The sequence below is a fragment of the Paracoccus salipaludis genome, assembly GCF_002287065.1.
Taxonomy (GTDB): Bacteria; Pseudomonadota; Alphaproteobacteria; order Rhodobacterales; family Rhodobacteraceae; genus Paracoccus; species Paracoccus salipaludis.
On sequence record NZ_NSJZ01000001.1, the window covers coordinates 71,739 to 93,650 of the forward strand.

18 protein-coding genes are annotated in these 21,912 nt (G+C 66.5%); 11 read left to right on the plus strand and 7 right to left on the minus strand.

The annotated features are described in order from the left end of the window. The first annotated feature begins 21 nt into the window (after positions 1 to 21). The gene (locus CK240_RS00370) at positions 22 to 3,738 is read left to right on the plus strand and encodes a PAS domain S-box protein (RefSeq protein WP_167649932.1); all 3,717 of its coding nucleotides are present in this window, start codon (positions 22 to 24) and stop codon (positions 3,736 to 3,738) included. Continuing rightward, complete coding sequence (locus CK240_RS00375; protein WP_095638361.1) at positions 3,731 to 4,102, plus strand: response regulator; 372 nt, start codon at positions 3,731 to 3,733, stop codon at positions 4,100 to 4,102. Before CK240_RS00370 ends, CK240_RS00375 begins: the two co-directional genes overlap by 8 nt. A 119-nt stretch (positions 4,103 to 4,221) precedes the next feature. Here the strand turns inward: CK240_RS00375 and CK240_RS00380 are convergent, their stop codons facing one another. The 3 genes from CK240_RS00380 to CK240_RS00390 are packed head-to-tail and all read right to left on the minus strand — an operon-like array spanning position 4,222 to position 5,289. Beyond that, entirely contained in the window at positions 4,222 to 4,611 is a 390-nt protein-coding gene (locus CK240_RS00380) for an ACT domain-containing protein (protein WP_095638362.1), read from the minus strand. Beyond that, on the minus strand, positions 4,598 to 4,966 hold the full coding sequence (locus CK240_RS00385) for an antibiotic biosynthesis monooxygenase family protein (RefSeq protein ID WP_095638363.1): 369 nt from the start codon (positions 4,964 to 4,966) through the stop codon (positions 4,598 to 4,600). The genes CK240_RS00380 and CK240_RS00385 overlap by 14 nt, the downstream gene beginning before the upstream one ends. Further along, positions 4,963 to 5,289, minus strand: coding sequence for an NIPSNAP family protein (locus CK240_RS00390; protein WP_338048833.1), 327 nt, complete (start codon positions 5,287 to 5,289; stop codon positions 4,963 to 4,965). Before CK240_RS00390 ends, CK240_RS00385 begins: the two co-directional genes overlap by 4 nt. 48 nt (positions 5,290 to 5,337) lie before the next feature. Between CK240_RS00390 and CK240_RS00395 the strand changes: the two genes are divergently transcribed. Then, a complete protein-coding gene (locus tag CK240_RS00395; RefSeq protein ID WP_095638364.1) occupies positions 5,338 to 6,003 on the plus strand; it encodes an ArsR/SmtB family transcription factor in 666 nt (221 codons plus the stop codon). A 267-nt stretch (positions 6,004 to 6,270) separates the two neighbouring features. Here CK240_RS00395 and CK240_RS00400 read toward each other — a convergent pair whose 3' ends face one another. The 4 genes from CK240_RS00400 to CK240_RS00415 are packed head-to-tail and all read right to left on the minus strand — an operon-like array spanning position 6,271 to position 11,240. After that, a complete protein-coding gene (locus CK240_RS00400) occupies positions 6,271 to 7,383 on the minus strand; it encodes an ABC transporter permease (RefSeq protein WP_095638365.1) in 1,113 nt (370 codons plus the stop codon). 4 nt (positions 7,384 to 7,387) lie between these two features. Continuing rightward, positions 7,388 to 8,512, minus strand: coding sequence for an ABC transporter permease (locus CK240_RS00405; RefSeq protein ID WP_095638366.1), 1,125 nt, complete (start codon positions 8,510 to 8,512; stop codon positions 7,388 to 7,390). After that, positions 8,509 to 10,254: an ATP-binding cassette domain-containing protein gene (locus CK240_RS00410; RefSeq protein ID WP_095638367.1), complete on the minus strand. Its 1,746-nt coding sequence runs from the start codon at positions 10,252 to 10,254 to the stop codon at positions 8,509 to 8,511. The genes CK240_RS00405 and CK240_RS00410 overlap by 4 nt, the downstream gene beginning before the upstream one ends. Beyond that, positions 10,251 to 11,240 carry an HlyD family secretion protein gene (locus CK240_RS00415; protein WP_095638368.1) on the minus strand — a complete coding sequence of 330 codons (990 nt, stop codon included), beginning with the start codon at positions 11,238 to 11,240 and terminating at the stop codon, positions 10,251 to 10,253. Before CK240_RS00415 ends, CK240_RS00410 begins: the two co-directional genes overlap by 4 nt. 162 nt (positions 11,241 to 11,402) lie before the next feature. On the opposite strand from CK240_RS00415, the gene CK240_RS00420 reads away from it, so the two are divergent. From CK240_RS00420 to CK240_RS00460, 8 genes are all read left to right on the plus strand, one after another. Further along, entirely contained in the window at positions 11,403 to 12,068 is a 666-nt protein-coding gene (locus tag CK240_RS00420) for a TetR/AcrR family transcriptional regulator (protein ID WP_095638369.1), read from the plus strand. A gap of 245 nt (positions 12,069 to 12,313) precedes the next feature. Next, positions 12,314 to 13,306 (plus strand): iron-siderophore ABC transporter substrate-binding protein, encoded by a 993-nt coding sequence (locus tag CK240_RS00425; RefSeq protein WP_095638370.1) that lies wholly within the window; start codon positions 12,314 to 12,316, stop codon positions 13,304 to 13,306. Further along, entirely contained in the window at positions 13,303 to 14,337 is a 1,035-nt protein-coding gene (locus CK240_RS00430) for a FecCD family ABC transporter permease (RefSeq protein WP_095638371.1), read from the plus strand. The genes CK240_RS00425 and CK240_RS00430 overlap by 4 nt, the downstream gene beginning before the upstream one ends. A 71-nt stretch (positions 14,338 to 14,408) precedes the next feature. Further along, the gene (locus CK240_RS00435; protein ID WP_095638372.1) at positions 14,409 to 15,377 is read left to right on the plus strand and encodes a FecCD family ABC transporter permease; all 969 of its coding nucleotides are present in this window, start codon (positions 14,409 to 14,411) and stop codon (positions 15,375 to 15,377) included. Further along, on the plus strand, positions 15,374 to 16,192 hold the full coding sequence (locus CK240_RS00440) for an ABC transporter ATP-binding protein (RefSeq protein ID WP_095638373.1): 819 nt from the start codon (positions 15,374 to 15,376) through the stop codon (positions 16,190 to 16,192). The genes CK240_RS00435 and CK240_RS00440 overlap by 4 nt, the downstream gene beginning before the upstream one ends. A gap of 152 nt (positions 16,193 to 16,344) precedes the next feature. Next, the gene (locus CK240_RS00445; protein WP_240517219.1) at positions 16,345 to 18,444 is read left to right on the plus strand and encodes a TonB-dependent siderophore receptor; all 2,100 of its coding nucleotides are present in this window, start codon (positions 16,345 to 16,347) and stop codon (positions 18,442 to 18,444) included. A gap of 321 nt (positions 18,445 to 18,765) precedes the next feature. Next, positions 18,766 to 19,341, plus strand: a complete 576-nt coding sequence (locus tag CK240_RS00455; protein WP_135058766.1) for a hypothetical protein — start codon at positions 18,766 to 18,768, stop codon at positions 19,339 to 19,341. Positions 19,342 to 19,378: 37 nt separating this feature from the next. Continuing rightward, complete coding sequence (locus CK240_RS00460; protein ID WP_095638377.1) at positions 19,379 to 20,764, plus strand: PepSY-associated TM helix domain-containing protein; 1,386 nt, start codon at positions 19,379 to 19,381, stop codon at positions 20,762 to 20,764. Positions 20,765 to 21,912: the final 1,148 nt, after the last annotated feature.

A 21,912-nucleotide genomic window follows, 5' to 3' on the forward strand; every position in this document is an offset into this window, starting at 1 on the left:
TGGCCCCTGGACGGCAGCGAGATGGCCCACCTCATCCGCGCGCACGACTGGGCAGCCACCCCGCTCGGGCCGGTCAGGGAATGGCCTGCCCATCTTCGGGCAGTCGTGGACCTGATGCTCGGCTCGGGGACGCCCATGTGCCTGCTGTGGGGCCACGACGCGATCATGATCTACAACGACGCCTATGCCCGCAGCATCGGGCAGCGCCATCCGGCGGCGCTTGGCCGCTCGGCCCACGATGCCTGGGCCGATGTGCGCGAGGGATGGTTGCCGCTGTTCGAGCAGGCCTGGTCGGGCAAGGAGGCCGTGGCGCGTGGCCAGCACCTCCGCTTCGTGCGCTCCGACATGCCACGGCAGGAGGCCTGGTTCGATCTCACCTACACGCCCGTGCGGAACGAAAGGGGAGAGGTGGGCGGCGTACTGGCCCTTGTCCGCGACGCCACCGGCGAGGTGCAGGCCGAGCAGAGCCGCCAGAGCGCCGAGGCGCGGCTGCGCGAAAGCGAGACCCGGCTCCAGAACGTGCTGAACGGCATGGACGAGGCCTTCGGGCTTCTGGACCACGACTTCCGCATCCTCGCCTTCAACGATGCGGCGCTGCGTCTCGAGACCGGCACGCGCGAGGAGATCCTGGGGCGCAGGCACTGGGAGGTCTATCCCGGAAGCGAGAACAGCGAGGCTGGACGTCTTCTCAGGCGCGCCATGGAGGAACGGACAGCGGTCACGCTCGATCATCTCTACACTTGGGAAAGCGGACCGGCGCGCTGGCTCGAGATGCGGGCCTATCCCGTGCCGGAAGGACTTGCGGTCTTCTGGCGCGACATTTCGGGGCGCAAGGCGGCGGAAGCGGCCCTGCGCGAGAGCGGGACAGGTTACCGCCAGCTCGCCGAACAGTTCGAGAAGAGCCAGAGGCTGCAGTCCGCCATGCTGGAGGTGGTGCCGGTGGGCCTTGCGCTTCTGAGCAACGAGGGAGAGGTGCTTCTGTCCAATCCCGCATGGGACCGGTTCACGCCGGGCCGGCGCATGCCCTCGCGCGATCCGGACAGGGGCAGGCGCTGGCGGGCCTGGGACAAGGACGGCCGCCCGGTCATGCCTGGCGACTTTCCCGGCGCACGGGCGCTGCGGGGAGAGCGCTGCCTGCCGGGCACGGAGTTCCTTTATACAGACGACAATGGCGACGAGATCTGGACCAATGCCGCTTCTGTGCCGCTTCTTGATTCTCAAGATCAGGTCACGGGCGCCGTTTCGATCATCATGGACATCGATGCCGGCAGGCGGGCAGAGCAGATCCTGCGCGCGGTTGCGGCACGGCAGGCCTTTCTGCTGGAACTGGGCGATGCCCTGCGGGCCCAGACCCGTACCGAAAGCCTGATCGAGGTCGCGGCCCGCCTGCTGGGCGAGCATATCGGTGCTTCACGGATCATGTTCGCCGAGATCGACGAGGCACGGGGCGTGGCCGACATCTTCCACGGCTGGTTCGCGAATGGCGCCCAGCCTTTCCCTGCGGTGATGCGGCTTGAGGACTATGAAGGGCCGATTCTGCAGGATCTCCGCGAAGGCCGCACCGTGCGGATCGACGACACGCGAAACCCTGCCCTGGCCCGCCCCGATCTCGCCGCCATTGCCGAGCTTGGGGTGGAGGCGCTGCTCAGCGTTCCCCTGCTCGTCGACGGCAGGCTGTTGGTCAACCTGTCCGTTCACCAGCACAGCCCGCGGTGCTGGACCGACGAGGATGTCGCGCTTGTGCAGGAGGTGGCCGAGCGGCTCTGGGCGGACCTCGTGCGCTTCCGGGCGGAAGCCGCACTGCGTGACAGCGAAAGACGCTTCCGCGCCCTGCTCACCACCGGGGGCTACATGGTCTACCGCATGAACGCGGACTGGACCGAGATGGCCGAGCTTCGCGGAAACGGGATCCTGGCCGATACGGAGGTGCCGTTTCCGGCCTGGCCGGATCGCTACATCCTTCCCGAGGACCTCCCGATGATCCAGGCCCGGATCGAGGAGGCAATCCGCACCAGGTCGCTGTTCGAGCTGGAACATCGTGTTCGCCAGGCAGACGGAAGTGTCGGCTGGGTTCTCTCGCGCGCGGTGCCGATCGTTGGGAAGAATGGCGGGATCATCGAGTGGTTCGGCGCCGCCACCGACGTGAGCGCGCGGCGCAGGGCCGAGGAACGCTTGCGGAACGCCGAGGAACGCCATCGCACCGACCTCGAGCGGCAGGTCGCCGAGCGCACGGCCGAACTCAGCAAAAGCCGCGACCTTCTGCAGGCGACGATGGACAGCTCCACCGACATGATCCAGGTGTTCAGGGCGGTGCGGAACGCACAGGGCGAGATCGTCGACTTCCGCTGGGTTCTGAACAACCACACCTCCGTGCGCTACTACGGCAAGGTCGAGGGGGAGAGCCTGCTCGAGCGCAACCCGGGCGTGGTCACCGTTGGCATCTTCGATGCCTTCAAGCGCGTCACCGAGACCGGCGTGCCCGAGCAGGCCGAGCGCCACTATGTCCACGAGCAGTTCGACGGCTGGTTCCTGCAGTCCGTCGTGAAGCTCGATGATGGCGTCGCCACCACCACGAAGGACATCACCGACTGGAAGAGCGCGCAGGCCGAGGTCCCGCGCCTGCAGGAGGAGGTAGCCCAGGCCCGGCTGCGCGAAAGCGAGGATGCGCTGCGGGAAAGCGAGGCCCGCTTCCGCCAGTTCGGGGAGGCCTCGGCCGACGTGCTCTGGATCCGGGACTGCGAGAGCCTCGCTTTCGAATATGTCAGCCCTGCCTTCGAGCGGGCCTATGGAACAAGGATCGAGGATGTCCTGAAGGGCAACCATCTCCGCCGCTGGCTCGAGATGATCCTGCCCGAGGATCGCGAGAAGGTTCTCGACGTCTTCCGCCGGGTGCGCAGGGGCGAACAGGTGGTGCACAGCTTCCGCATCCTGCGCGGCGATGGTCAGCTCCGCTGGATCCGCGACACCGACTTCCCGCTGTTCGATGCGGCAGGAAAGGTGCAGCGCATCGGCGGGATCGCCCATGACGCCACCGAAGAGGTGGAGTTGCAGGACCGGCTGCAGGTGCTCGTGGCCGAGCTTCAGCACCGTTCGCGAAACCTCGTGGGCGTGGTGAAGGGGATCACCGAGCGCACGCTTGCGACCTCCGACACGCTGGAGCGTTTCCGCGGCCGCTTCCGACCCCGGCTCGACGCGCTTGCCCGGGTCAACGGTCTGCTGTCCCGTCTTGAAGAAGGCGACCGCATCACCTTCGACCAGCTCTTGCAGGCGGAGCTTGCCGCGCATGGCATTCTCGATGGAGAAACCAACGGGACCGCGGTCCATCTGCACGGGCCAAAGGGGATCCGGCTGCGTTCGGCCACGGTGCAGACCTTTGCCCTTGCCCTTCACGAACTCACGACCAACGCCCTGAAGTATGGCGCCCTCTCGCAGCCAGAGGGAAAGCTCGAGGTGACCTGGAGCCTCATTCCCGGCAACGGCACCGAGCGCCGGCTTCGGGTGGACTGGCGCGAGACGGGGGTCCTGCTCGATCTGCCGGTTGCGGCCGCGACCAATCGGTGGGCTCCTCCGCGCCGGCAAGGCTACGGCCGAGAGCTGATCGAGCGGGCGCTGCCCTACCAGCTGAAGGCCGAGACGAGCTACGAACTGACGCCCGGGGGCGTGCGTTGCACCATCATCGTGCCTGTGTCCTCGACGCTGGACGTGGCCTTCTCGAGCCAGGGAGATCCGGATGCCTGACGCCGCGCTGACCGCCACCCTTCGGGGCCGCCGCATTCTTCTCGTCGAGGACGACTACATGATGGCGCAGGATCTCGCGAACGAGCTTCAGGGCGCCGGTGTCGATGTGCTCGGGCCCGTGCCTGACATCAGGGGTGCCCTGGCTCTGCTGGACGCGGGTCCTGCGCCTGATGGAGCGATCCTCGACATCAATCTGGGCGGCGAGATGGTCTATCCCCTGGCCGACACCCTGCAGGCACGGGATATCCGGTTCGTCTTCGCCACGGGCTACGAGGGGTGGTCGATCCCCGAGCGCTACCGGAACCTCCCGCGCCTCGAGAAACCGCTCGGCCTCAGGCAGATCGCCGAAGTGCTTGTGGCCTGAGCGACATGCCGGCCTGAACGCTCGAAGTCCGAAGGCGAATACTGACTGAAGTCTGGCCCTGGCTGCGCGATTTCCAGAAAGGCCGCATCGCTGCGACGGCCGCCTCGTCCCGCAAGCCGTCACTCGTCGGCGAGCCACTCCAAGGTCGCATTCCTCGCCAGTTCCTCGTTGTCGCAAACCAGAACAAGCCGGTTATGATGGTCGGAACACTGAACCAGTATGTTGACCCCGGCTTCGGCCAATGCACGAGAGATCGCGCCCAACTGGCCGGGCGTGCCCTGCTTCAGCTTGCGGATTATCGGCTTGCGGATCGCAACAACCGCGATCCCGGCATCTCTTGCGGCACGGGCTGCAGCCTCGCCGTCGCGGAACAGGAAATGCGCGATGGCCGTCCCGCTGAGGCTGAACAGCCCGCCACCCTCGAATGAGATCCCGGCGTGCCCCATCGCCTCGCCAAGCCCCGCCAACGCGCCGGGATGGTTTCCAAGATGGAACTCAAGGTCGAACATGATCGGGGGCCTCCTTGTGGATGGCGCGGCTGTCAGGCGGAGCCTCGTTTCGGGATTGCATGCTGTAGTCCCGCGTCACCGCTGCGATGCGCAGATGGTAATCCGCAAAGACGTGATCCCGGCCAGCGGCCTGCACGCGCCGATGCTCCGGCAGGTTGCGCCACGCCGCGACCGCCGCCTCGTCCTGCCAAAATGACAATGACAGGACCTTGCCGGGGTTTGTCAGGCTCTGGAAACGCTCGATGGAGATGAAGCCATCGAGGTTCGCCAGCAGCGGGTGCAGCTCGGCCGCCAGGTCGAGATACTCGGCCTGCGCCTCGCCCGAAACCCAAGCCTCGAAGATGACGGCTATCATGCGCGATCCCCCTGCGAGGCCGAGGCCGACTTCACGAAAGGCCGGCTTTCTCGGCGGATGAAGCCGTCACGCTTGGCGAACTCGCAGGTTTCGCGACCCGGCGGGCCTGCCGCCGGCCGGGCGCGAGAGGCCTCATGTCCGGCGAGGGGCGGCCGCGAAGAGATCCCATGGGCTGTCGAGGTCGAGCCTTCATGGGGGGCGAAGCAGCCAACCAGATCAGCCCCCGGCTGCGGGCATATTGCGCGGATGGTTCGCGCCGGTCCGGATCGATGTCCTGGGTGATGACGCAGGTGATCATGGTGCTCCGCCTTTCTTGCTGACACCGGGTCTAGCGCGTTGGAGACGGCCCATGGTTCGGTTAGGATCGAACCATGAGAGAAGGCCCGGACATTGCCCGTGTGGCGGCCCTTGTTGCGGACCCTGCCCGCAGTGCGATGCTGATTGCATTGATGGACGGGCGCGCCCTGACCGCGACGGAATTGGCGGGGCGGGGCGGGATCACGAAGCAGACCGCCAGTTCCCACCTTGCCAAGCTCGTGGACGGCGAAGTGCTGGTGGTCGAGGCGCAGGGGCGGCACCGTTATTTTCGCCTGGCGGGCCCCCATGTTGCCAGCCTGCTCGAAGCCCTGATGGTCTTTTCCAGCGATGCCGCGCCACCCCTGCGCACCGGGCCGCGCGATCCCGGCTTACGCAAGGCCCGTATCTGTTACGATCATCTCGCTGGAGAGATGGGCGTCAGGCTTTTCGAGCGGATGCTGGCGGATCAGTGGCTGCAAGACGACCTGACCGTGACAGAGCGCGGCAACGACAAGCTGGCCGAGATCGGCCTGAACCTTGAGAGCCTGCCGCCAAGCAACCGGCCTTTATGCCGCGCCTGCCTCGACTGGAGCCAGCGGCGACAGCATCTGGCCGGGCGACTGGGCAAGACCATACTGGACCACCTTCTGGCGCAATCCTGGGCACGGCGGTTGCCTCAGTCACGCATCATCAGATTCAGCCCTGAAGGCGAGCGGATCTTCAACGGGTGGCTGGGCTGACCGGCCGCTTTGGTCCTGCATAGTGGCCGCACCTCGCAGGCCGCAGTACTCACCGATGAGGCCAAGCGTCGGCGGACCAACACGCATCGCGACGTAGCCGATGATCACAACTGCTTCGAGACGGGCCGCGGGATCGTTATCTCACTGGCCTGCAGTTGACAGCGAGAAGCCGCTTCATGACGGTTCCGCTCTTGCCATGAGTGATGGCGGAGGGATCGAACGGAATGTTGTTCGTATCCGGTTCTGCGATCGCCTTCTGCGCGGAACTCAACTCAACCTGTTCCGGAACAGCCAGGCCGCAAGCGGCAAGGTCGCCGCCGCCACCCCGATCAGTGGCAGAAAGCTGGGCGCGATGTCGGCAAGGGTGGCTCCTTCCAGATAAACGCGCCGCACGATGTCGATGCCGAAGCGCATCGGGTTCACATAGGTCGCAAGCTGCAGGATCTGGGGCATGTTCCGCACCGGCGTCAGCAGGCCCGAGAGCAGCATCAGCGGCATGATCAGCATGAAGGTGTAAAGCATCGCCTGCTGCATGGTCAGCGACACGGCAGAAATCGAGAGGCCGATGCCGACCGCCGCCGTGGTGAAGGTCAGAAGCCCGAAATAGAGCAGCCAGACCGAGCCGGCCATCGGGATCCGGAACCAGAACAGGATGATCAGGAAGATGATCGTCGACTGCATGATCCCGACGAGGATCGCGGGCAGGGCCTTGCCGATCAGAATCTGGGAAGGTGTCAACGGCGTCACCAGCAACTGATCGAATGTGCCCTGCTCGCGCTCGCGCGCGACGGACAGCGCCGCGATCATGAGGGTCTGAAGCATGCTGAGCGAGGCGATCATCGCGGGCATCAGGTTCCAGCGCGACTCGAAGTTCGGGTTGAACCAGGCCCGGCGCGTGATGGTGACGGGCGAGGTCGCGCCCAGCGACTGGTTGTAGGCGGCGACGATCGCTGCCACCTGTGCCGCCGCCGTACCGGAGGTCGCCGAGTTCCTTCCGTCGAGGATCACCTGCATCGGGGCCTCGGCCCCGGCCGACAGGCGCCTCTCGAAATCCGCGGGGAAGATCACCACCAGCAGGGCCTTGCCGCTGTCGATCTGGCCCGCGATCTGAGCCGAGCTTTCCAGCGTTGCGGCACGCCTGAAGACGCCCGTGCCCTCGATCCGCGCGGTGATCTCGGTCGAGGCCGCGCCCCGGCTGTGATCGAGCACGGCGAAAGGGGCATGGGTCAGGTCGTAGGTCGCGCCATAGCCGAAGAGCAGCGCCTGCAGCAGCGCCGGCGCGAACAACAGCGTGCGGCTGGAGGGGTCCTTGAGCAGCGCCAGCAGTTCCTTGCGGATCAGGGCCAGGGTCTGGGCGACATAGAGAAGCACGGCCTGCATGAGGTCAGTCCAGTTTCTTGGTCAGCGTGCGGGTGGCCATCAGGATCAGCACGGCCGCATAGGCCGCCAGAGTCAGGTTGGCGCGCAGGATCTGCGGCCAGTAGTCGCCGGCCATGAACAGCGTCTTGATCAATCCCATGAAATGCGTGGCGGGAAGGACATTGCTGACGACCTGGATGACGACCGGCACGTTGCGCAGATCGAACACGAAGCCCGACAGCATCATCGCGGGCATGAAGCTTGCCAGCAGCGCCATCTGACTGGCGGCGAACTGGTTCTTCGTCACACCCGAGATCACCAGCCCCAGAGCCAGCGAGACCAGGAGGTAAAGCAGCGAGGACAGGATGATGATCCAGAGCGAGCCGCGCATCGGTACGTCAAAGACGTATCTTGCGGCGATCAGGCACATGGCAAGGTCGATCACCCCGATGACCAGATACGGCGCGAGCTTCGCCATCACCATCTCGATCGGACGCGCCGGGGTGACGAACAGGGACTCCAGCGTCCCGCGCTCCCATTCGCGGGCGATCAGCAGAGAGGTCAGGAAGGCACCGATCAGCGTCATGACCAGCACGACCAGGCCGGGAACAAGGAACCACGTGCTGTTGCTCGCCTCGTTGAACCATGTCCGCTGCAGGACCGTGACGCTGGCCGATGCGGCGGCGGGGCTGCCCTGCCGGTCCGCGATATGCTGAAGCGCGGTCGAGATGGCGCCGGTGGCGTAGCCCTCGATGGCCTGCGCGGTGTTGGAATCCACGCCATTCAGGATCAGTTGCAGGTTCCCCTGCCCATGCAGCAGGTTGCGGGTGAATTCGGCGGGGACGCGCAGGATGGCGTCCGCCTGACCTGCGCGGATCAGCGCCTCTGCCTCGACCATGGAATAGGTCCAGATCGGGCTGAGATAATCCGAACCCGCCAAGCCCGCCACCGCGTTCATCGTGGCGGCTGAGTTGTCCTCCATCACCACGGCGACCCGGGCATCGGTCACGTCGAAGGAAAGGCTGTAGCCGAACAGCAGGATCAGAACGACGGGCAAAGCCAATCCGACGAACAGGTTGCTGCGGTCACGCAGCATCTGGCGGGCCTCCTTGCGGATCAGGGCGCGCAGCCGGAGAAATGCGCCATTCATGCGGCGGCCTGGGCGTCACGCCGCTTGCGGCCTGCCTCGACAATGGCGATGAAGGCGCTGTTCATGTCCCTGGCGCCCGCGTGTCCCGCCATGTCGCGGACCTGTTGCGGCGTGCCGATGGCCAGCATCTCGCCCGCATCCTGAATGGCGATGCGGTCGCAATATTCGGCCTCTTCCATGAAGTGGGTGGTGATGATGACGGTGACGCCGCCCTTGGCGAGCGCCGTGATCCGCCGCCAGAAGGCGCGCCGGGCAAGCGGGTCGATGCCGCTGGTCGGTTCATCCAGAAACAGGATTTCAGGGCGGTGCAGCAGGCCCGTCGCCATGGCGAGGCGCTGCTTGTAGCCTGCGGGCAGAAGCCCGCTTTGCGCCGCAGGGTCAAGGTCGAACTGCTCGACGGCGTCCCTGATGCGGTCGCGCAGCATCTTGCCGCCAAGGCCATAGGCACCCCCGAAGAATTCGAGATTCTGGCGCACCGAAAGATTGCCGTAGAGCGCGAATTTCTGCGACACATAGCCGATCCGGGCCCTTGCCTGCGCCCGGGCGACGCGCAGGTTGCGGCCCGCCACCTCAAGCTGCCCGCTGGTCGCGGGCAGCAGTCCGCAGAGCATGCGGAAGGTCGTGGTCTTGCCCGCGCCGTTCGGACCGAGCAGGCCGAAGATCTCACCCCGCGCGACCTCGAACGAGGTGCTGGCAACGGCGGTGAAGTCACCGAACTTGCGGACCAGATCGCGCACCACGATGACGGGCTTGCCGTCACCGGGGGGGCGATCTGGCTCGGCCTGCGCCACGAGGGGCTCTGCCGCCCGATCCTGCTCGCGCAGCAGGATCATGAAGCTGTCCTCCAGCTCTTCGCAACGGGTCTGGCTCGACGCACCCTCCAGCAGGTCGGCCAGCCGCGCCGGATCGGCGTCGGGCCTGCGGATGAAGCGGACATTGCCGCCCCGCGGCACGGCGTCGATGATGGCATCGGGCGCGTCGATCAGCCGCGCCTGCAGGTCGCGCGCGGGGGTGCCTGCGGGCGGGGTCGCGACAAGGGTCAGGCCGTGCGCCCGCGCGCGCAGGGTTGCGGGAGTGCCCTCGGCCAGCATCCGCCCCTCATGCATGACATGGACCTGCGCGCAGCGCTCGGCCTCGTCCATATAGGAGGTGCTGACGATCACGCTCAGCCCCTCGTCCTCGACCAGTTGATGCACGATCTTCCACAGGTCCCGGCGCGACAGCGGGTCCACCCCCACGCTGGGTTCATCGAGCAGCAGAAGATCCGGCGAGCGCACCAGCGTGCACGCCAGCCCCAGCTTCTGCTTCATCCCGCCCGAAAGCTTGCCCGCGGGACGTTCGGTGAAACGTGCCATGTCGGTCATTTCCAGCATCCGTCCGAAGCGGTCGCGACGCTGGTCCGCCGGCACGCCATGCAGATCGGCATACAGGTCCAGATTTTCCTGAACGCTCAGATCCTCGTAAAGGCCGAAGCGCTGCGGCATGTAGCTGATCCGGTCCTGCACTGCCTGCGGGCGTCGGGCGACATCAATGCCAAGAACTGTCAGGCTGCCCTGATCGGGCTTCAAGAGCCCCGCGAACATCCGCATCAGGGTGGTCTTGCCCGCCCCGTCGGGGCCGACCAGCGCCGTCAACTCACCCTGCCCGACGCAGAGCGACAGACCGTCGATCGCGGTGACATCGCCGATGTCGCGATCGTGGAAGGTCTTGCGGAGCCCTGCTGCCTCGACGATCGGCGTCATGAGGCGGCCTCTTCGACCAGCCGGACCGTGACCGGCTGGCCCAGCCGCAGCCTGTCACCCTCGTCCCGGACGTTGACATGCACCTCATAGACCAGATTGGTGCGCAATTCCTCGGTCTGCACGGCCTTCGGGGTGAACTCGGCGACCGAGGAGATATAGCCGACCTGGCCCTCGACCGGCTGGTCCGGGAAGCTGTCGGTCAGGACCTGAGCCGTCATGCCCGGACGGATGCGGCCCAGATCCGCCTCGCGGACATAGACGCGGATCCATTTCGGATCGGTCAGGGCCAGCGCATAGGCCGGCGACTGCGCCGTTGCCATGTCACCGGGTTCACGCAGGCGCGAACGGATGACTGCATCCGCCGGCGCCCGCAGTTCGCCCAGCGCAATCTCGTGCCGCAGGAGCTCCAGTTCCGTTTCGGCGGCGCGCAGCTGCGCCTCGGCGGCGGCAATCGACTCGGGGCGCGGTCCGGCCAGGATCAGGTCCAGCGCAGCGATATCCTGGTCGAGAAGGGCGTTGGCCGCCTTGGCCTCGGCTTCGGCGCGATCCAGATCCTGCTGACTTGCCGCGCGCGAGGACACCAGCCGCATGGCGCGATCGCGCTGCAGATCGGCAAGCTCTGCCGAGGCCCGGGCGGATGCAACCCTTGCCTGCGCCTGGGCGATCTCCTCGCGACGCGACCCGGCCTTCAGTTCCAGAAGCGTCTGCCGTTGCGCTTCCACGACCGCTTCCTGCGCCTTGGCCTGCAGTTCCAGGGAATGCGTATCAAGGCGGCCGATCACATCGCCGGCCTTGACGAGATCCCCTTCCTCGACCGCCATCTCGGTGATCCTGCCATTGCCGTCGAACGCCAGTGCCACCTGCCGGATATCGACATTGCCGTAGAGCGTAAGATCGCCCGACTCGGCCGCACCGCGATGCTGCCACCAGAACCAGCCGCCCGCAGCGAGAGCCATGACGATGATGATGGGAAATATCTTCTTCATGAGCGAAATCCCAAGGCTTTGGCCAGATTCTTAAACTAAATTGCATTTAATATAAATGCAATTTAAAGTCTGCCTGCTGCTCGCGCGACGCAGGCCGATCTTGATGGAAAGGTGGGCCGCCGCATAGGAAACAATGTCCATCCAGACCAAGGCCCTGCCGAGATGACGAAAACTCCGGTCCCCCGACCTCGCGCCAGTCGCAGCGATGGCGAGGCAACCCGCGCGCGCATCCTGGCCGTCGCTGGCGAACGGTTCGCGGCGTCGGGCTTCGCCGACACGACGAACAAGGATATCGCTGCCGATGCCGAGGTCGATCTTGCCTCGATCAACTATCATTTCCGCGATCGCGCGGGCCTCTACCAGGCGGTTCTGATCGAAGCGCATCGCCGGATCGCCGATCTTCAGGACATCGAAAGGATCGTCGGAGGAGACCGGCCCGCCGAGGACAGATTGAGGGAGCTGATCCGCTTTCTTCTGGGCGGGCGCAGTGGCCAGCCGCAATGGCCGATGATCGTGCTCGGACGCGAAATCATCGCGCCAGGCCCGCATCTTTCGGTCCTGCAATCCGAGGAGGTGCTGCCCAAGCTGCGGGCGGTCCTGCCGATCATCGGCGAGATCACCGGGATACCCCTGGACGATCCGGCCCTGCTGCGCTGCCTGCCATGCATCGCCGCGCCCTGCGTGGCCTTTATGCTGTTGGGGCGCAGTGGAACACCGGCTGCAGACTTGATGCGTGCGAACTCGCCGGATGATCTTGTCGAGCATCTGTTTCGATACGCAATGGGCGGGCTGGCGGCCGTGGGACAGGACTTTCACCGCAAGAAATGACCTCGGCCTTGGCGAGATCGTGTCGGACCGTCCCCCTCCCGGTGCGCTCGTCGACCTGCCCGCTTCCGGTGATCTTGAAGCGAAGCCGCTGGCCTGTTCTGCGCCGGGTATCCCCATGCGCCATGAAACCTGAAGGCTGCCGATCTCAAAGGGACAAGCTGACGCGACCGGAAGGCGCAGGCCCATCTCCTTGACAGTCCGCGGGAGGTTAATGCAAACCGACTAAAATCGTCGAGAATGGAAGCATGGCCGGGATCAACGGGTTTCTTCGCGCGGCAGCCATGCTTGCGCTGGTCTGGGTGCCTGCCGCAGCAGGGGCGCAGGATGCGCAATATCCCATTGTCATCAAGCACGCGCTGGGCACGACGGTTATCGAGGAAAAGCCGGAACGCGTGGCGACGGTCGCCTGGGCGAACCACGAGGTTCCGCTGGCGCTGGGCGTGGTGCCGGTGGGCATTGCCGCCGCAGGCTTCGGCGACCCGGATGGAGACGGGCTGCTGCCCTGGGTCGAGGCGCGGCTGAAGGAGCTTGGCGCCGAGGTGCCCGCGCTCTTCGACGAGGGCGATGGCATCGACTTCGAGGCGGTGGCGGCGACAGAGCCGGACGTGATCCTTGCGGCCTATTCCGGGCTGAGCCGGGCCGACTATGAAACGCTCAGCATGATCGCCCCGGTCGTGGCATATCCGGACTCGCCCTGGGCCACGGACTGGCGTGCCATGATCCGCGCGAATGCCACCGGCATGGGCATGGCTGCGGAAGGCGAGGCGCTGATCGACAGGCTGGATGCCCGGATCGGCGAGGTTGCCGGCGGCCATCCCGAACTGGCGGGCAAGGCAGCGATGTTCATCACTCACCTGGACGCCAGCGACCTCAGCGTCCTGCGGTTCTATTCCGACAACGACACGCGGGTGAAGTTCTTCGCGGATCTGGGGCTGACCTCTCCGCAAAGCGTCCGCGACGCCACCGCTGCCGGGCAATATGCAGGCGAGGTCAGCGCCGAGCTGATCGACCGCTTCGACGACGTGGACATCTTCGTGACCTATGGCGACGAGAACCTGCGGCAGCGGTTGCTGTCCGACCCGCTCGCGCTGCAGATGCCCGCCATCGCGAAGGGGGCTCTGGTCATGCTGGGCAATGATGCGGTCGGGACCGGCGCCAACCCCACGCCGCTGTCCATCCCGTGGGTGCTGGACGACTATGTCGCCTTGTTGGCGGATGCCGCGCGCAAGGGCGAATGACGGTCGCGGAACGCCAGCGGGTCCGGCCGGTTTCAGGTCGCGAGGGATGGCGGGCCGCCGCGCTGCTGGCGCTGGCGGCGGCTGTCGTGATCCTGTGCCTGGTGTCGGTCGCGACGGGCACCCGCAGCGTGGGCTGGGTCGACATCCGGGCGGGGATAGGCGGCGCGACCGAGACCATCGGCCAGGCGGCGGTGGCCGCGCGGGTGCCGCGGACGCTGCTTGCGGCGCTGGTGGGCGCCGCGCTGGGGCTGTCGGGCACGATCCTGCAGGGGGTGACGCGCAATCCCCTGGCGGATCCCGGCATCCTCGGCATCAACAACGGTGCGGGGCTGGCGGTGGTGATCGGGCTTGCGTGGTTCGGGATGAGCGCCGATTCCAGTTTTGTCTGGGTTGCGATCCTCGGCGCGGGCATGACAGCGGTCTTCGTTTACGCCATCGGCTCGCTGGGCCGGGGCGCGGCAACGCCGCTGAAGCTGGCGCTGGCGGGCGCGGCGACCGCGGTGGCGTTCTCGTCGCTGACCATGGCGGTGGTGCTGCCCCGCAGCGATATCTCTGGCGGGGCATTGGGCTGGCAGATCGGCGGGGTGGGAGGCGCTACCTTCGAGCGGATCGAGCTGGTGCTGCCGTTCCTGCTGGCCGGCTGTGTCATCGGCATGCTGTCGGCCCGCAAGCTGAACATGCTGGCCCTGGGCGACGAGGTGGCCGCCGGCCTTGGCGAACGCGTGGCACTTGCACGGGGCATGGCCGCGCTGGGGGCGGTGATGCTGTGCGGTGCGGCGACCGCCGCTTGCGGGCCCATCGCCTTTGTCGGACTGATGGTGCCGCATGCGGGACGGCTGGTCTTCGGGGTCGATCACCGCTGGCTGCTGCCCTGTTCGGCACTGGCAGGGGCCGCGCTTCTGATCGGCGCGGACGTGATCGGCCGGCTGGTGGCGCGTCCCAGCGAGCTTGACGTCGGCATCGTCACCGCCTTCCTGGGCGCGCCGTTCTTCATCTGGATCGTGCGCCGCCACCGGGTGCGCGAACTGTGACGACGCCCGCGTCGTCCTCACTGGGCATTCTGTCTGCCGGTCGGGTCCGGCGTGCCCGCCGCCTGCGTGCCATGTTGCTGGTCCTGCTGTGCGGGCTGGCCGCGGCAATGGCGCTGGCGCTGATGCTGGGACAAAGCTTCACCCCGCCTGGGCAGGTGCTACGCGTGCTGGCGGGCGAGGATGTGCCGGGCGCAAGCTTCACCGTCGGCCAGCTGCGGCTGCCGCGGACGCTTCTGTCGGTGCTTGCCGGCTTCAGCTTCGGGCTGGGCGGCGCGGCCTTCCAGATCATGCTGCGCAACCCGCTGGCGAGCCCCGACATCATCGGTGTCAGCGCCGGGTCGGCCGCCGCGGCGGTGTGGGGCATCGTGTTCATGTCCCTGGAGGGACCCGCCCTTTCGGCCCTGTCAGTGGCGGCGGGACTGTCGGTGGCGCTGCTGATCTACGCGCTGTCGTTCAAGGGAGGCGTCACCGGATCGCGGCTGATCCTTGTCGGCATCGGGGTTTCGGCCATGATCAACAGCTTCATCTCCTATGCGTTGACGCAGGCCCCGTCCTGGGACCTGCAGGAAGCGCTGCGCTGGCTGACCGGAAGCGTGAACGGGGCACGGCTGGGCCAGTCGGGTTTTCTTGCGCTGTCGCTGCTGGTCTTCGGGGCGCTGATCCTCGGCCGCCGCCGTGATCTCGAGGCGCTGAGGATGGGCGACGACCTTGCCGCGGCGCTGGGCGTGCGGGTGGGCCTGACGCGTCTGTCGGTCATCCTGGGTGCCGTGGGCATGATCGCGGTGGCGACGGCCACCACCGGCCCCATCGCCTTTGTGGCCTTCCTGTCGGGGCCCATTGCCGCGCGGATCGTCGGCCCGAACGGCTCGATCCTGATCCCTGCGATGCTGGTCGGGGGCGGTCTGGTGTTGGGGGGCGACCTTGTCGGGCAGTTCGCGCTGCCCAGCCGCTATCCGGTCGGCGTGGTCACGGGCGCGCTGGGGGCACCGTTCCTGATCTATCTCATCATCCGCGCGAACCGCACGGGGGCCTCGCTATGACCGTCGATCACCACCTCGTCGCGCGGAACCTCTGCGCGGGCTATGGCGAGCGGCTGATCATCGAGGGGCTGAGCCTTGCCATCGCGCCCGGTCGGATCACTGCCATTGTCGGTGCCAATGCCTGTGGCAAGTCCACCCTGCTGCGGGCGATGTCGCGGCTTCTGTATCCCCGGCAGGGACAGGTGCTGCTGGACGGGCAGTCGATCCACGGGATGCCCACGCGGGAACTGGCACGCGTGCTGGGGCTGCTGCCGCAGTCGCCCATCGCGCCCGAGGGGATCACCGTCGCCGACCTCGTCAGCCGCGGTCGCCATCCGCACCATGGCCTCGTGTCCCGCTGGAGCCGGGCGGACGACGAGGCCGTCGCCGCCGCCCTGGACGCGACGAAGATCGCCCCGCTGGCCGACCGCATCGTGGACGAACTGTCGGGTGGCCAGCGCCAGCGCGTCTGGATCGCCATGGCCCTGGCGCAGCAGACCGACCTTCTGCTGCTGGACGAGCCGACGACCTTTCTGGACGTTGCCAACCAGATCGAGCTTCTGGACCTGCTTTGTGATCTGAACGCCCGGCGCGCGACCACCATCGTGATGGTGCTGCACGACCTGAACCTTGCCGCGCGCTATGCCGACCGGCTGGTCGCGATGGAAGGGGGCCGCGTTCATGCCGAGGGAAGCCCCTCCGAAGTGCTGACCGAGGACAACATCCGGCAGGTCTTCGGTCTGAACAGCCGGGTGGTCCCGGACCCCGTGTCGGACCGGCCCATGGTTCTGCCGATCGGCCGGCACCGCGTTGTCGAGCAATCCACCAAGGGTTGACTGTCGCTTTCGCGCAACATCGCAGGCCCTGCCGATCGCCCGCTGGAACTAGCCATTGCGTCCGGAAGCGGCCAGAAGCTACTTCATCTAAAAACCAACTAAAACTATTGGGATTGTTGATGACCATCGCTTCTGCCCGCCGGCCCCTCCGGATGTCCCGCCTTGCGGTGCTGTCATGCTGCACCGCGATCCACCTTCTGCCCTTGGGCGCGCTGGCGCAGGAGACCGAGGACGCCGACGAATATCGCCTTTCGCCCGTCCTGCGCCTGCCCGAGATCACCATCACGGCCAGCGGGGTGGGGGGCGACGACGACGCGAATTCGGTCGTCGCGCATGAACTTTGGGTCGGCGGCAAGGTGGCAACCAGCATCCTCGACACGCCGGCCTCGGTTTCGGTTGTCACCCAGAAGGAAATCGAGGAGCGCAACGCCACCACGCTGGAGGAGGTGCTGCAATATTCGGCCGGGACGGTCACCGACTACTACGGCACGGACGACCGCAACGATTACTTCCTGATCCGCGGCTTCCAGGCCTCGACCTATCGCGACGGGCTGACGCTGGGGTCCATGCGCGGCATCCGCGAGGAGCCGCTGGCCTACGAGCGTGTCGAGATCATCCGCGGCGCCAACTCGACCCTGTTCGGCATTGCCGATCCCGGTGGCTCGATCAACTTCGTGACCAAGCGGCCGCGGGCCGAGCGGTTTTCCGAAGTCTTCGCGACCGTGGGATCGTTCGACCAGAAGATCGTCGGCTTCGACTTCGGCGATACGCTCGACCCCGATGCGACGCTGTCCTACCGCTTCACCGGCAAGCTGCAGGATTCCGAACGCGAATACGACTATTCGAAGGACGACGAGGAATTCCTGATGGGCGGCCTGACCTGGGCTCCCAGCGGTGCGACCTCGCTGACAGTCGTCGCCGACTACCTGAACCGCGACGCGACGCCCAACAGCGGCGGCTATCCGCGCGGCGGCGACTATGACCGCGACCTTTTCCTGGGCGAGCCGGACTTCAACTATCTCAACGTCGAGCGCAGCGCGCTCAGCGCGATCTTCGAACATGACTTCGGTGGCGGCCTGACGCTGCGCTCGAACCTGCGCTACAGCGACACCGAGGACGACTATGGCTATGTCTACATATCTGGCGACGCCGGCAACGGCCCGGTTCCGCGCGGCTACCTGGCATCGGACAATGCCGCGCACGAGATCATCGGCGATGTTATCCTGCAATATGACCGCAGCTTCACCCAGGTCGACAGCAGCACGCTGGCCGGGATCGAGTTCAGCGACGCGACGAGCTACAATTCGGCTTTCTACGGCATCGACGCAGGCGCCATCGACCCGAACGATCCGGTTCATGTCGGTGCGCCGTCCGAGCTGATCCTGTATCAGGACGAAAAGCGCGAAAGCCGCACCAAGGCTGTCTTCGTCCAGCAGAACCTGTCCTTCAGCGATCGCCTGATCGCGACCGTCGGGGCAAGGCACGACTGGCTGGACCTGTCCGTGGACGACCACCTGGCCGGAACCTTCACCAGCGACGATTTCTCGGAAACCTCGGTCCGCGGGGCGCTGACCTACAAGGTGACGGACGAGATCTCGACCTACGTGAGCTACGCCGAGTCGATCGCCCCGCCGTCGATCGGAGTCGAGCCCGAGCGTGGCGAGCAGTACGAGATCGGGGTGAAATACGATCCCGCCGGCATGAATGCCCTGTTCAGCGCCGCGATCTACGACCTCAGCAAGACCAACATCACCGTGGTCGATCCCGACACGCTCGAGCGCGAACTGGTGGGCGAGATCCGCGCCCGCGGCCTGGACGTCGAGGCCAAGGCCGAGGTCCGCGAGAACATCTCGCTGACCGCCTCCTATTCCTACACCGACACCGAGGTTGTCCGTTCGGACCCGATCCGCGGCGTCGACGTGGTGGGCAACGAGGTCGGCTCGGTCCCCAACCACGCGGCCTCGCTGTGGGTGGACTATACCCTTCCGGGGGCGGGCAACCGCGGCGACATGACCTTCGGCCTGGGCGCGCGCTATGTCGGGTCGTATTTCTTCGCGACCCAGAACAACAACGGCAAGAGCGAGGCGACCACGCTGCTGGACGCGGCCTTCAGCTATGATGTGTCGGAAAGCACCGAACTGGCGCTGAACGTCAGCAACCTGCTGGATGAACAACATGTCGTCGGCCGGGGGACCGCTGACTACTACAATCCCGGCAGGGCCGTTTACGCCACGCTGCGTCACCGCTGGTGAGCAGCGTGTCCGGGTCGCCCGACTTGCCGCAGTTGCTGATCGCGACCGAACGGCCTGGCCTGGCCACCGCCCGCCGGGCCGGAACTTGGTTCTGCTCGGGCGCGGCGCAAGTGATGGCAGGGTTGCAGGACGGCGTGCTTGCAGGGGGTTCCGGGCTTTCGGATACCAGGGCCCTTGCCGGCAGGGTCATCCCGGCCTGGCTTTCCCTGTGATCCGGCGGGATGTCCTGCAAGGCGCCCATTCCTCTGCGCCGAGTCGCCGGGGATGAACTGCCGGGCCTGCCAGAAAGCGCTCGCAGGCCCGGTTGATGCTTCGGGGCGCATGTCTGCGCAGGGCAGTCGCGGTGCCGCACCGTTGCCGGCCGGATCGCCCCGTTCGGGCCGCAGCCCGGTCCGGCATCGGCCATTGGGCGCAAGGCCCGCTGCGCGGCAGGACCCGATCCAGGTCCAGGACATCCTTGTTGCAATCCGGCTTTCGCCGTATCGCTTGGCCATGGGGCGGAAACTCGGACTGCACATGCGCGCGGCAGCTCTCTGGACAGGGCTTTTCGCTTTTGTGCTGTGGTCGCTGATCGGGTTCGGCATCATGCCTGCGCGCGCCGGGAATGGGGCGCTGGTGCTTGTCATCTGCACCGGGGATGGCGTCGCCGAAATGGCGTTCGATCCCGTCACCATGACGCCGGTTTCCGACAAGGGGAAGGGCGGGACGGACGGGCCCGGCCCGGGCGACTGTCCTTGGGCGGCCGGCCAGTCGGCGCTCGCTCTCGATCCGCCGAGGCTGATGATCCAGCCTCGCCCCGTTGCGGGGCGTCTGGCCCCTTCATTCACCGAAATGGTGCTGGCCGTCTCGCAAGTGACCGGCCTGCCGCCCGCGACCGGGCCCCCGACTGCCGTCTGACGCTTTCCTCCCGAAATCATCAGACCGGATAATCGACATGACCGATGCAGCCGACGGGGCCGCTGCCCTGAAACTTGCCGCCCAGCGTGGCGGAGCTTCTGATCTTTATCGCGCGATCTGGCGCTGGCATTTCTATGCCGGGCTGCTGATCCTGCCCTTTCTCATCACCCTGGCGATCACCGGCGCCATCTACCTGTTCCGGGACGAGGTCGACACATGGGTCCATGCCGACTTCATGCAGGTCACCCCGGCCGGGGAGGAACGCCTGGTGCCTTCGGAAATCATCGCTGCGGCGCTGGCGGCGCAGCCCGGAACGGCGGTGAAATATACCGACCCTCCGGCCGACAACCTTTCGACCGAGATCACCGTCCGGCCCGCGACAGGCGGCTCCATGGCCGTCTACGTCAACCAGTACAGCGGCGAGGTGCTGGAGGTGCGCCCCGACCGCAGCACCTTCGCCTGGACCGTGCGCTACCTGCATTCGTTCCGCTTCTTCGGCGCGACGCCGCGCATGGTGATCGAGATCGTGGCCGGATGGGCCATCCTGCTGGTGCTGACCGGCATCTTCCTGTGGTGGCCGCGCGGCCAGCAGGGGGGTGTCGTTTCCGTCCGTGGCACACCGACGCGACGGGTGTTCTGGCGCGACCTGCATGCCGTCACCGGAGTGTTCGTCGGTGGGTTCCTCCTGTTTCTGGCCATTACCGGCCTGCCGTGGTCGTCTGTTTGGGGCGCCAAGGTCAACGAATGGGCGAACGGCAGCAACTTCGGCTATCCCGCAGGGCTTCGCATCGACCTGCCCATGTCCGAAGAGCATCTGGATCACGTTGCCAAGACCTCTTGGTCGCTGGAGCAGGCGCGCATCCCCGAAGCCGTGCCGCCCGAAAGCGGGATGCCCTCCATCGGCGTCGATGCTGCGGTCGGAATTTTCGACACGCTGGGTCTGCATCGTGGCTATGCGGTTTCCCTGCCGACCACGCCCACCGGAGTGTTCTCGGGCTCGGTCTATCCAGATGATCTGAGCCAGCAGCGCGTCGTCCATCTGGACCAGTATACGGGCGATCCCTTGCTGGACATGACCTACGCCGAATACGGCCCCGGAGGCCGTGCGCTCGAATGGGGCATCAACACCCACATGGGCCAGACCTATGGCAGGATGAATCAGATTGTCCTGCTGCTGGCCTGTCTGGCCATCGTCGTGCTGGCGGTTTCGGCCGCAGTGATGTGGTGGAAGCGGCGCCCTTCAAGCAGCCTTGGCGTGCCGCCCCTGCCTTCGGACCGGCGCGTATTCGTCGGGCTGTTCGTCATGCTCGGCATCGGTGGGGTGCTTTTCCCGCTGACGGGTCTGTCCCTGCTGGTGATGATCGCGCTGGACCTGATCTGGCAATGGTCCACGAACCGGCGGCGTCCGGACCTGGCGGTCTGACAGCGCCTGCAACGGCCGTGCCGCCGGAAAGGCGGCACGTGCGGACTTGGCTTCGGTGCACGGGTTGCCGTTTCCTGCCACGGCGGCAAAGTGCGAAGGCTTGGCCCATCAGGAGGTCCTTCGCCGGTCCGCCGACCGGAGCGCCTGGGCCCGCGCCAAGGATGACGCCCTATCCGCAATGCGAAACTGTGCGGGGGCGCGCGCAGGATCAGGACGACCTTCCCCACCCATCCCGCAACGGTTTCCGTTTCTCATGGCCGAAGCGCTGCCGGCGCCTTGGCGCGAGGTCAGCCGGACACCGGAGAAGATCTTCCCGGGACGACCGCAGGACAGACCCCCTCGGCGAACGCTTCGCCACCGCCCGTCCGTGTGGAACCGGTCGAGGCTCGCGCGGCGTCGCTCTGCAGCGTCGCCGGCATGATCAAGGCGGTCCGCACCCATGAGCATGGGGGGTGGCGCTGATGCCTCAACCTGCGCCCGAGCCTCCCGGGTCCTGCACGCCTCAGGGCTCATCCTCGAATCTCCGGATCGCCGCAGCGGTCGATCGGAGGTGAATGCCGCAGGTGCTGGCCGTCCGCGCAAGCTTGCATTGCGGGTTTCGATCAGCGTGCATGCCTGAGATCGTTACGCAATTGCCCCGGCGTCGGGCTTGTGCTCGCTCCGGTCACTCCGGGCTGCGTTGAAAGGGCATGAGCGTCCGGTTCGGTGAAGCCGCAGCATGGCATGATGCGGCAGCAGGGTCGGACTGCTTGTCGCGCGCTGTTCTGCGCACCCGGGCAGCAGGTGGGCCGTCCGCATCCTTCCGGTTCCTTTCGGGACCTGTGCCGCCGTCGCCCGACGCATGGGGTGCACGGCAGATGTCGCCCCATTTGCCCCTGCCGTCAGGCAAGCGGGCGCGCAGGACTTGCTGTCAGGGCAGCGACTCGTCCACGACGCAGAGGCCAGCGTCCGGCCCTTCTGCGGGGGAGAGTGGGTGCGTGCTGACCGCTGCAGCCGCCAAGGGCGGGATCCCTGCCTGCAGACACAGATCTGTCCGCCCCGGCCAATCACTCCCTGAACAGCAAGTCAGAGACTGCACGCCTGACCCTCGCCAGCACGGCAGGCGTGCGGGGCAGCCGCCTCGGGGTCGCCCTCGATCACTCACTGAC

Bases quoted from the DNA above. Each gene is read 5' to 3' on its own strand.
- CK240_RS00385 (WP_095638363.1), bottom strand. From the start codon at position 4,966: ATGATAGCCGTCATCTTCGAGGCTTGGGTTTCGGGCGAGGCGCAGGCC.
- CK240_RS00445 (WP_240517219.1), top strand. From the start codon at position 16,345: ATGTCCCGCCTTGCGGTGCTGTCATGCTGCACCGCGATCCACCTTCTG.
- CK240_RS00410 (WP_095638367.1), bottom strand. From the start codon at position 10,254: ATGACGCCGATCGTCGAGGCAGCAGGGCTCCGCAAGACCTTCCACGAT.
- CK240_RS00440 (WP_095638373.1), top strand. From the start codon at position 15,374: ATGACCGTCGATCACCACCTCGTCGCGCGGAACCTCTGCGCGGGCTAT.
- CK240_RS00435 (WP_095638372.1), top strand. From the start codon at position 14,409: ATGTTGCTGGTCCTGCTGTGCGGGCTGGCCGCGGCAATGGCGCTGGCG.
- CK240_RS00455 (WP_135058766.1), top strand. From the start codon at position 18,766: ATGTCTGCGCAGGGCAGTCGCGGTGCCGCACCGTTGCCGGCCGGATCG.
- CK240_RS00430 (WP_095638371.1), top strand. From the start codon at position 13,303: ATGACGGTCGCGGAACGCCAGCGGGTCCGGCCGGTTTCAGGTCGCGAG.
- CK240_RS00370 (WP_167649932.1), top strand. From the start codon at position 22: ATGGCCCACCTCATCCGCGCGCACGACTGGGCAGCCACCCCGCTCGGG.
- CK240_RS00395 (WP_095638364.1), top strand. From the start codon at position 5,338: ATGAGAGAAGGCCCGGACATTGCCCGTGTGGCGGCCCTTGTTGCGGAC.
- CK240_RS00415 (WP_095638368.1), bottom strand. From the start codon at position 11,240: ATGAAGAAGATATTTCCCATCATCATCGTCATGGCTCTCGCTGCGGGC.
- CK240_RS00420 (WP_095638369.1), top strand. From the start codon at position 11,403: ATGACGAAAACTCCGGTCCCCCGACCTCGCGCCAGTCGCAGCGATGGC.
- CK240_RS00460 (WP_095638377.1), top strand. From the start codon at position 19,379: ATGACCGATGCAGCCGACGGGGCCGCTGCCCTGAAACTTGCCGCCCAG.
- CK240_RS00375 (WP_095638361.1), top strand. From the start codon at position 3,731: ATGCCTGACGCCGCGCTGACCGCCACCCTTCGGGGCCGCCGCATTCTT.
- CK240_RS00400 (WP_095638365.1), bottom strand. From the start codon at position 7,383: ATGCAGGCCGTGCTTCTCTATGTCGCCCAGACCCTGGCCCTGATCCGC.
- CK240_RS00425 (WP_095638370.1), top strand. From the start codon at position 12,314: ATGGCCGGGATCAACGGGTTTCTTCGCGCGGCAGCCATGCTTGCGCTG.
- CK240_RS00380 (WP_095638362.1), bottom strand. From the start codon at position 4,611: ATGTTCGACCTTGAGTTCCATCTTGGAAACCATCCCGGCGCGTTGGCG.
- CK240_RS00405 (WP_095638366.1), bottom strand. From the start codon at position 8,512: ATGAATGGCGCATTTCTCCGGCTGCGCGCCCTGATCCGCAAGGAGGCC.